This is a genomic window from Maricaulis sp. (assembly GCF_048270265.1).
Classification (GTDB): domain Bacteria; phylum Pseudomonadota; class Alphaproteobacteria; order Caulobacterales; family Maricaulaceae; genus Maricaulis.
Genome location: NZ_JBLWTD010000013.1, coordinates 76599 through 85331, shown reverse-complemented (window position 1 = coordinate 85331; position 8733 = coordinate 76599). Strand labels below are relative to the sequence as shown.

9 protein-coding genes are annotated in these 8733 nt (G+C 65.7%); 2 read left to right on the top strand and 7 right to left on the bottom strand.

The annotated features are described in order from the left end of the window. Positions 1-259 precede the first annotated feature (259 nt). Positions 260-1243 (bottom strand): glycosyltransferase family 9 protein, encoded by a 984-nt coding sequence (locus ACN0YF_RS08960; RefSeq protein WP_417482928.1) that lies wholly within the window; start codon positions 1241-1243, stop codon positions 260-262. Next, complete coding sequence (locus ACN0YF_RS08955) at positions 1240-2385, bottom strand: glycosyltransferase family 4 protein (protein WP_417494115.1); 1146 nt, start codon at positions 2383-2385, stop codon at positions 1240-1242. Before ACN0YF_RS08955 ends, ACN0YF_RS08960 begins: the two co-directional genes overlap by 4 nt. A 190-nt stretch (positions 2386-2575) precedes the next feature. Here ACN0YF_RS08955 and ACN0YF_RS08950 point away from each other — a divergent pair, with 190 nt between their 5' ends. Next, on the top strand, positions 2576-3076 hold the full coding sequence (locus ACN0YF_RS08950; RefSeq protein WP_417482930.1) for a GNAT family N-acetyltransferase: 501 nt from the start codon (positions 2576-2578) through the stop codon (positions 3074-3076). Between the two features lie 41 nt (positions 3077-3117). Next, the gene (locus ACN0YF_RS08945) at positions 3118-3813 is read left to right on the top strand and encodes a hypothetical protein (RefSeq protein WP_417494114.1); all 696 of its coding nucleotides are present in this window, start codon (positions 3118-3120) and stop codon (positions 3811-3813) included. Here ACN0YF_RS08945 and ACN0YF_RS08940 read toward each other — a convergent pair. From ACN0YF_RS08940 to ACN0YF_RS08920, 5 genes are all read right to left on the bottom strand, one after another. Then, on the bottom strand, positions 3810-4781 hold the full coding sequence (locus tag ACN0YF_RS08940) for a diguanylate cyclase (protein WP_417482932.1): 972 nt from the start codon (positions 4779-4781) through the stop codon (positions 3810-3812). The two genes, ACN0YF_RS08945 and ACN0YF_RS08940, sit on opposite strands and share 4 nt — an antisense overlap. Positions 4782-4906: 125 nt before the next feature. Beyond that, on the bottom strand, positions 4907-6016 hold the full coding sequence (gene queG, locus ACN0YF_RS08935) for a tRNA epoxyqueuosine(34) reductase QueG (RefSeq protein ID WP_417494113.1): 1110 nt from the start codon (positions 6014-6016) through the stop codon (positions 4907-4909). A 3-nt stretch (positions 6017-6019) separates the two neighbouring features. Further along, complete coding sequence (locus ACN0YF_RS08930; protein ID WP_417494112.1) at positions 6020-7018, bottom strand: hypothetical protein; 999 nt, start codon at positions 7016-7018, stop codon at positions 6020-6022. Between the two features lie 13 nt (positions 7019-7031). Continuing rightward, entirely contained in the window at positions 7032-7709 is a 678-nt protein-coding gene (locus ACN0YF_RS08925; protein WP_417467634.1) for a glutathione S-transferase family protein, read from the bottom strand. Between the two features lie 31 nt (positions 7710-7740). After that, positions 7741-8718, bottom strand: a complete 978-nt coding sequence (locus ACN0YF_RS08920) for a cation diffusion facilitator family transporter (protein WP_417482935.1) — start codon at positions 8716-8718, stop codon at positions 7741-7743. Positions 8719-8733: the final 15 nt, after the last annotated feature.

Below are 8733 nucleotides of genomic sequence, written 5' to 3'. Positions count from 1 at the left end.
TCTCTCCATGTTCGTCGATAAGAAGCACCCGCGGTACGCGGATGTCTAAATTCATACGCGGTCCGTCTTTTTTCGGCGGTTGCGCAGATTGTGGTCTACGGGCTATGGCCGCTTCTCCCTTATGGCCTGCGAGCAATACTTAGTAATCGTCCGGCGGCGCAGATGGATCAAGCCCAAATCGGCCCAATTGAGCCGCAACCCTGCCGGAGAGCCGCGCACTATGGTGAAATGAACACATTAAGCAAGCGTGCGGCGCGGTTCACGCCGCAGCCGAGCTGTCGGAAAAGCCGCCTGCGAAGCGCATTGCGGCCATGGCTTCGGACGGTGCGACCTGCGCCAGAACGGGCGCGTGCATCAAAATGACCGGTGCATCGCCGCGCGGTGCATTGCGTGTCGGGTCCTCGACGCCGGCATAGAGCGCCAGCGCCGGAGCGCCGGCCGCGACCAGCAGGTGCAGCAAGGGCGTGTCCTCGCCGAACACGAAGCGGGTCCGCCGCGCCAGGCCGGCGAGTTGTGGCAGTTTCGCCTTGCCGGTGATGTCACGTGCACCCGGAGCGACCTGCGAGACATAGCGACCGATCTCGCGGGTGTCCGGTCCGCCGACAAGGGCCGGGGTGATCCCGGCCTGCAGGAGTTCGTGCGCCAGATGGGCCCACTTTTCGCGGGGCCAGCGCAAGGCCGGCTTGACGTCTTCGCCTGCGGGGGCGAGCAGGGCGAAGGGGCCGTTCAGTCCGAAATATTCCGGGTCGAGCATGCGCGATTTGCGGGCGAGGAAATCGACCCAGCTCGCGTCCGGTGATGGCGCGCCGCCAAGCGGGAAATGCGCCGGGCCCAGGCCGATGGCTGCATTGAGCACGCCGGCGGTCTCGTCGACCGGATGCTCGCCGGATTTGCGCGAGGGAAGGATTTCCAGCCAGTCGCACTTGGAAAAGCGGAACAGGCCCTTGAGCTTGCGCGAGGTGCTGTCGCCGACCAGGTCATAGACGCGGGCCGGGTGTGCGGCCTTGAGGCGCTTGTCGCGGGCGACGGTTTGCGGCCGGCCTTCGGGCCGGGCATCGATCTCGATCGCGTTGAAGAACGGGCTGTGCTTGAGGAAGGATTCGAACTCCGGCGTCGTCAGCAACACGATCCGGTCACGCTTGTGCGCATGACGCAATGTCTTCGCCGAGGCGAGCATGCGCACAGTCGATGTCAGGTCCCCCCAATGCAGGACGTAGATGGTATCGCGTTCCGGTTCGATCATGGCTGCGAGCTTAAGACCTCTTCATAGACGCGCAAAGTCGCAGCTTGCAGGGCTCGTGTCGAGAACTGTGTCCGGACATGTTGCGCTGCACGCTCCCCCATTTCGCTGCGTCGCGCCGGTGTCATCGACACAGCTTCGCGGATCGCGGCGGCGAGGGCGGCGGGATTTCCCGGCTCGACCCGCCAGCCGGTCTCGCCGGGCACCACAACTTCGCGCGCGCCGCCATGGTCGGCCGCGATCACGGGGGTGTGCATGGCGCCGGCCTCCGCTGCCGTGCGTCCGAAAGCCTCCGGCTCGACCGAAGGTGTCAGCGCGAGATCGGCCATGGCGAAGGCGGCGGGCATGTCGCTGCAATGGCCGACAATGCGCACATCGGCTTCGAGCCCGTGCCGGGTGATCAGTTCGTTGAGCTCGGCCAGATAGGCCTCGCGGCCCTGGGCATCGCCGGCGAACAGGGTCAGCGGCACCGCCAGCCCCCCGGCCTTGAGTTGCGCCAGGGCGGCGAGTGTTTCGCGTTGCCCCTTCCAGCCGGTCAGCCGCGCCGGGAACAGCGCCACCAGGCGGTCTGTTGGCCAGTCCAGCCCCCAGCTGGCGGCCAGTGCGGCGACGCGTTGCGGGGCAACCTTGTGCGGATCGAAGCTGTCGAGATCGACACCGCGCGGAATGACCCGGATGCGGTCGGCGGCGAAGGGGTGCTGGACGCGGATATGGGCGGCGATGAATTGCGAATTGGCGATCACCAGCTCGCCCTGCGCCATGACGGCATTATACCAGCGCTTCAGCCCGGTCTTGCCGTTATAGGTGCCGTGATAGGTGGTCACGAAATGCGCACCGCTCCGGGCGGCGGCCCATTTGGCACTCCACGCCGGGGCGCGCGAGCGGGCGTGGATTATGCCGATCTGCTCGGCCTTCACGATCGCCGCGATGCGCCGGGCATTGCGCCAGACGGTCCAGGGATTCTTGCTGGCTACCGGCAGTCGCACCAGTTCGCCGCCCACCGCTTCCAGTTCCGCCTCAAGCCGCCCGCCCTCGGTCACGACCAGCGCCCGTCCGCCCGCGGCGACGACCGCCTCGGCGACCTCGAGCGTGGTGCGTTCGGCACCGCCGGCATCAAGCTGGGGAATGACCTGGAGAACATTCATGGTGTGGCAGCATACCGGGTTGGCAAAGCGGGGTTCAGGCGCGGTTTTTTCACAAGCGGCGGTCTGTGACAAACGAATCCGCAGAATGGAAGCTGCCGGGCCGGGTCACACTGTGACGGAAAACTTGAATGGACCGGGCGCGCCCTGATGCTACCGCTTTGCCTTCAGGCGCCGGCAGGAGAGTGCGGACATGCAGGAGAATGATTTCGAGCGGAACGGCTATCGGCTTACCGACCGGCGTGATGCGTTTGATCCGGTCCAGGCCCATCGCCTGCTCAGCACCTCCTACTGGTCGCCGGGCATACCGCTGGAAACGGTCACCCGCGCGGCGGCCAATGCCTGGACCTTCTCCCTGCTGGCGCCCGATGGCAGTTTTGCGGGCATGGCGCGCTTCGTCACCGACCGCGCGACCTTCGCCTATCTGGCCGATGTCATTATCGATCCCGCCCATCGCGGGCTTGGCCTGGGCAAATGGCTGGTCGCATGCCTGCATGACCTGCCGGAGATCCGCAGCTGCCGGCGCTTGATGTTGATGACCGCCGATGCGCAGCCGCTCTATGCCGGGGTTGGCTATACGCCGCTGAAATCCCCCGAGCGGGCGATGGAGGTGGCGCGTCCTGATATCTATCGCCAGCCTGCGTCCGGTGCGGGGACTGAAGCGGCGATGGACCGTGCCGCAGCCGCTGACTAATCTGACTGCCAGCCCTTTAACGCCTTGCACGGGATGCCCTGATGCGTTTTCTCCCCCTTGCCCGCCCCCTTCTCGCCCGCCCTTTTCTCGTCTGCTTGCTGGCCGCTGCGGGCTCCGTTGCCCACGCCCAGGATGCGGTGATCGCAGCCGAGACCGATCGCTATCTGTCCTGCCTGGAGCGGGTCGAGACCGATCAGGATGCCGCTTTCGAGGATGCCCTGGCCTGGCGGATGGAAGGCGGAGGCTGGCCGGCGGCGCATTGCGAGGCCCGCGCCATTATTGCGCTGGGGGATGGCGCGCGCGGGGCTGCCATGCTCGACCAGCTGGCGATGGCCGAGGTGTCTGATCAGGATTTGCCGGCCCGCATCACCATGCTGGTGGAGGCGGGTCAGACCTGGCTGAGCCGGGATGAGGCCGAAGCGGGGCAGGCCAGTTTCGCCGCCGCGCTGGAGCTCGACCCGCTTGACGGCGCCGCGCTGCTGGGGCGGGCCGAGGCGAGTGTGGCGCTGGGTGAATGGGATGCGGCGGACGCGGCGGCGACGGCCGTTATTGACCAGACGCCAGGCCTTGTTGATGGCTGGCGCCTGCGCGCCCAGGCCCGGCTTGAAACCGGTGCGCTTGATGCGGCCTGGCAGGATATGGAAACCGGGCGGGAGATCGAGCCTGCCAATATCGATCTCTTGGTGCTGCGTGGCCGGATCAATGAGGCCCGTCGTCTGGCGGCGCTGGAGAACTAGCCTGCCGCACGGCGTGTGCCGCGCATGGTGGTGCCGGCGAAAACCACGCGGTTGCGGCCGTTTTCCTTGGCCTCGTACAGCGCATCATCGGCGGCGAGCAGCAGGCTGTCGGGCGTGTCGTGTTGACCGTCAGCCGACGAAATGGAGACGCCGATACTGGCCGTGATCGGGACGACTTCACCCAGATTATTGGTGACCTGCAATGCTGCTACAGCCTGGCGGATGCGTTCCGCCATGATTGCCGCGAATTCCGGTGTCGCGTCGGGCAGGACCGCGACGAATTCCTCCCCGCCGAGCCGGCCCAGCCGCTCACGCCCGGGCAGGCAGGCCTGTACGGCCTTGACCGTCGCGACCAGGACCCGGTCGCCGATGGCGTGACCATGGGTGTCGTTGACGCGCTTGAAGTGATCGAGATCGAGCATCACCACCGCGACCTGCGTGCCCTGGCTGCGCGCCTGGGCGATTTCCGCCTCCAGGCATTGCATCAGGGCCCGGCGATTGGCGGTCCCGGTGAGGGAATCGGTTTCGGCCAGCTTGCGGAATTGTTTCTGCATCCGGACCAGACGCGAGGCGGCGCGCAGGCGCGCGCGCAGCTCGGTCATGTTCACCGGCTTGCGGATGAAATCATAGGCGCCCGCATCGAGGGATTCCTCCAGCCGGCGCTCCTGGCCCGAAGCTGTGATGACAATGGTGTGCACGGATTCGGTCCGGGGATTGGCCTTGAGGGCCCAGCAAGCTTCCAGCCCGGTCATCGGCCCGACTTCAATTCCGGTCAGCAGGATATCGGCCGGCCTGATCTGCATCTGCTCGAGCACGGCTTCGGCGCTGCGCGCGGTCTGCACGCAGTAGCCGGCCTCCTCGACCGCCTTGCTCAGGATGCGTAGCTGCACCTGGCTGTTCTCGCAGATCATGACGGTGATCTGGTCCCCGAGGCCCGGCGTGTCGACCATAACGTCCAAGTCGCTCATAAGGCGCCGCCACCCATGATATCTGTCAACATTGACCGCCCTCCCCAGCTTGGTCTGCCATGATTTCCATCCCGGCGCGCCCCGTATAGGGGACAAAGGATAACAGCGTCTCAACCTGTCCGTGCTTAATCGAGAATCATCTGCCATTCTGCCGTTACATCGGGATCGGTTTCACCCTCCACGCCCGCTGTGGCAAGTGCCTTGGCCTGATCCGGGGAAAGTTGTGACAGAGCCCATATCGCCGCGCCGCGTACCAGGGCGTCGGCATCGGCAATCCGCTCAAGGACCACAGGTAGCAGGGACAAGTCCCGTGAATTTCCGATAGCGATCATCACGTTTCGCACGAATTTTCCTCGCCCCACTCGCTTGACAGGCGAAGCGGTGAAGACCTGGCGGAAGCCGGCATCGTCAAGCGCCGCCAGTTCGCTGAGCAATGGCCCCTTCAGTTCCGGCCGCGGATGGAAGGCCATTTCCGCCGTCACGGCAGCGAACTTGTTCCACGGGCACACCGCCAGACAGTCATCGCAGCCATAGATCCGGTTGCCCATCGCGGCGCGAAATTCGATGGGGATCGGGCCTTTGTGCTCGATCGTCAGATAGGAGATGCAACGCCGCGCATCGAGCTTGTAGGGCTGGGGGAAGGCCTTGGTCGGGCAGATGTCGAGGCAGGCGGTGCACGAGCCGCAATGATCGGTCTCCGGCGCATCGGGCTCCAGCTCGGCCGCTGTCAGCATGACGCCGAGAAACAGCCAGGAGCCGTGTTCCCGGCTGACCAGATTGGTGTGCTTGCCCTGCCAGCCCATCCCGGATTTTGCCGCCAGCGGTTTTTCCATCAGCGGCGCGGTGTCGACGAACACCTTCACATCGGCCCCGGTCTGGTCCACGAAGGCGCGGGCGAAATGCTTCAGCCGCTTCTTCATCAGGTCGTGATAATCGGTGTTTCTCGCATAGACCGAGATCACGCCCTCGGACGTGCGCTCCAGCGCCGCAAGCGGGTCGATATCGGGCCCGTAATTGAGCCCGACCACCACAGCCGATTTCGCGTCCGGCCACATGGCGGTGGGATGCTGGCGGCGCGCCAGCGTATCCTCCATCCAGGCCATCGAGCCATGCTGGCCGCCGGCCACAAATTCCGCCAGCCGCTCGCCCGCATCCCACGCCTCGTCAGCGCGGCAGATGCGCGCTTCGGTGAAGCCTGAGGCGAGGGCGAGGGATTTGACGGTTTCGGGTGTCATCGCCTAGTCGGCAAACATCTGGCGCGATAGCTCGATCTGCCGCATCTGCAGCTCCACACGCTCATTCTCGAGCGCTTCGAGCTGTGACAGGGCGGCGAGATCGCCAGTTTCCGAGATGGTAGCAGTATCCTCGTGCGAGGTGACGAGCACCCGTGCCATCCGTTGCTCCAGCTCAAGTCCCTCGTCCACGCTCTCATAGATCTGGATTATCAGGGGGAGCATCCGGCGTTCCTGTTCGGTGCCCGGGGTGAGCCTCCGGACCATCCGGATCTGTTCGCGGACTTCGCGGTGTCCCTGCGATGCCAGGGTCCGAACCCGCGCAGCACGCCGCCGGGCGTTGGCGAGCGGGTCGTCGACGTGGAAAACCGACGGCTCGGCGCCCAGCTGACGGCGCACCACTTCCATCAGGACGATTGTGGACGCGATGTTCTCATTCATCGCCAGCACCCACGTACCTTGCGAATCGCCCTCGGATCGCGTGCGGAGAACCCCGTTGTTCTGTTGGATCACACCCGCATAGACCGATTGAATCAATCCCAGCCGGGCGGCGGCCACGACCAATGTTGAGGTCGATTCCCCGGAAATCACGGCGCGCGTTGCAGCTTCGGAATCCTCGATCATCCGGGCCGCCTCTTCAAGCACCAGATTGGTGCTCTCTATCGCCCCGTTGATTACCTCGTCAAAATCCGACCGCGTCATTTGCGGGCCCGACTGGAGCCCGGCATAGGCTGCTGTCAGCCGTGCCAGTTCGGCGTCGGCCTGTTCGCGCCAGGTGGCCAGCTGGGACATGGCCAGTTCCGTCGATATCTCGTTTTCCAGCTTGCGCAGGGAAATCTCGTCCGCTTCCCCCGAGAGCACCACCAGTTCCATCGCGCCCTGTCGCACGTTGGCGGTCTCGGCAGCCCAGGCCGCGAAATTCTGCATGTCCGCGTTTTGTGACTGGGCGTAAGCCGGTGTCACCGCGAGCAAAAGCCCCAGCCAGAATGTAATCAGAACGCGCATCAGACGCCCCCCCCTAGAAATCCAGATCCGCATAATGCTCCGAAGGCTGGGTTCCGGGAAGCTTGTCTGTGAGGAGGCCGCGGAAGGCGGGGCGGCATTTCACCCGCAGATACCATTGTTTGACCGGCTCGAACTCGTCCCAGGGGACATCGCCGAGATAGTCGACACAGGACAGATGCGCCGCCGCAGCGATATCGGCGAGCGTGTAGCGCGGGCCGGCGAGGCCATCGCGGCTCTCCAGCAGCCAGGCCATATGATCGAGATGCCAGCGCAGATGCTCGCGCCCCTGGCGGATCGCCGCCGGGTCGGGCGAGCCAAGGCCCTGGACACGTTTCTCCAGTTTCTCGTGCAGGAGATAGGCGTTGACCTCGCCGTCGAACTTGCGGTCGAACCAGTCCATCAGCCGCCGCGCTTCGGCACGGTCGGCGGGGCCGCCGGGCAGGAGGCAGGGGCTGGGCGAGGTTTCCTCGAGATATTCCAGGATGGCGCGGCACTCGATGATGACGCGGCGGCCGCCCCCCGATTCATCGACCAGCACAGGCGTTGTGCCGGCCGGATTGAGCGATTGCAGATGGTCGGCCTGCTCCCACGGCGTCTCGAGCTGAAGCTGGTGCTTCAGGGATTTCTCGTCGAGGGCCACACGGACCTGGCGCGAGAAGGGATCGAGGGGCCAGAAATGGAGAACGCGCATGGCGTCAGATTAATCCGGTTTCGCTTAACGACTAATGTTCATGCCCGGGCGCGCCGCCGGAGCGGAAGAATTCGGCGCCGTGCGGCTCGGCTTCGCCATGCGGGTCGGCATGGATGATGATGTCGGCGGCCGGGTAGACGGCGAGCAGGCGGCGCTCGCACTCGACCTCGATCGCGTGCGCCTCGCGCAGGCTCAGATCGGCGGGCAGGCCGAGATGGAACTGGATATGCACCAGCGGACCGGATGCGCGGGTGCGCAGTTGGTGCACATCGATGATGCGCGGATCCTCGCCGAGGGCGAGATGGCGGATCTGCTCGCGTTCCTCATCGGGCAGTTCGCGGTCCATCAACTGGTCGAGCGCGCCCCTGGCGACGCCCCAGGCAGTGATCCCGAGCCAGACCGCCACGGCCAGCGCGACGGCAGCATCGAGCCAGAGCCAGCCAAGCCAGACCGAGCCGGCAATGCCGGCCATGACGGCGATATTGGCCCCGAGATCGGAGAAATAGTGGGCCCGGTCGCCCTCGACGGCGATCGAGCCGGTCTGGTCGACGGCGCGCGTCTGGATGATGACCAGCGCGATGGTGAGCACCAGCGACAACACCATCACCGCCAGGGCCCAGCCGCTGGCCCGGATTTCCACCGGTTCGAGCAGGTGTTGCACGCCTTCGCGCAGCAGCAGGGCGGCCGAGGCGGCGACGAAGATCGCCTGCATCACGCCGGCAAAGGCCTCCGCCTTGCCATGCCCGAAACGGTGTTCGGCATCAGCCGGCTCGGCGGCATAGCGCACGGCGAACAGCACGGTCAGCGAGGCGGTGAGATCAAGGGCGCTGTCGGCGAGCGAGGCCAGCAGGGCGACCGAGCCGGACAGATACCAGACCACGGCCTTGGTCACGACCAGGATCACGGCCACGGCGACCGAGGCCGAGGTGGCAATCCCGGTGACGCGGCGCGCTTCGGCCGGTGCGAGGCGGCCCGGGCCGCCGGCGTCGTGGTGATGGTCGTGGGGCATGGTCTAAAACCTCTC

Excerpts from the sequence above, each read along its gene's own strand:
- ACN0YF_RS08955 (WP_417494115.1), bottom strand. The coding sequence starts at position 2,385 with ATGAATGTTCTCCAGGTCATTCCCCAGCTTGATGCCGGCGGTGCCGAA.
- ACN0YF_RS08960 (WP_417482928.1), bottom strand. The coding sequence starts at position 1,243 with ATGATCGAACCGGAACGCGATACCATCTACGTCCTGCATTGGGGGGAC.
- ACN0YF_RS08945 (WP_417494114.1), top strand. The coding sequence starts at position 3,118 with ATGCGTTTTCTCCCCCTTGCCCGCCCCCTTCTCGCCCGCCCTTTTCTC.
- ACN0YF_RS08930 (WP_417494112.1), bottom strand. The coding sequence starts at position 7,018 with ATGCGCGTTCTGATTACATTCTGGCTGGGGCTTTTGCTCGCGGTGACA.
- ACN0YF_RS08940 (WP_417482932.1), bottom strand. The coding sequence starts at position 4,781 with ATGAGCGACTTGGACGTTATGGTCGACACGCCGGGCCTCGGGGACCAG.
- queG (WP_417494113.1), bottom strand. The coding sequence starts at position 6,016 with ATGACACCCGAAACCGTCAAATCCCTCGCCCTCGCCTCAGGCTTCACC.
- ACN0YF_RS08950 (WP_417482930.1), top strand. The coding sequence starts at position 2,576 with ATGCAGGAGAATGATTTCGAGCGGAACGGCTATCGGCTTACCGACCGG.
- ACN0YF_RS08925 (WP_417467634.1), bottom strand. The coding sequence starts at position 7,709 with ATGCGCGTTCTCCATTTCTGGCCCCTCGATCCCTTCTCGCGCCAGGTC.
- ACN0YF_RS08920 (WP_417482935.1), bottom strand. The coding sequence starts at position 8,718 with ATGCCCCACGACCATCACCACGACGCCGGCGGCCCGGGCCGCCTCGCA.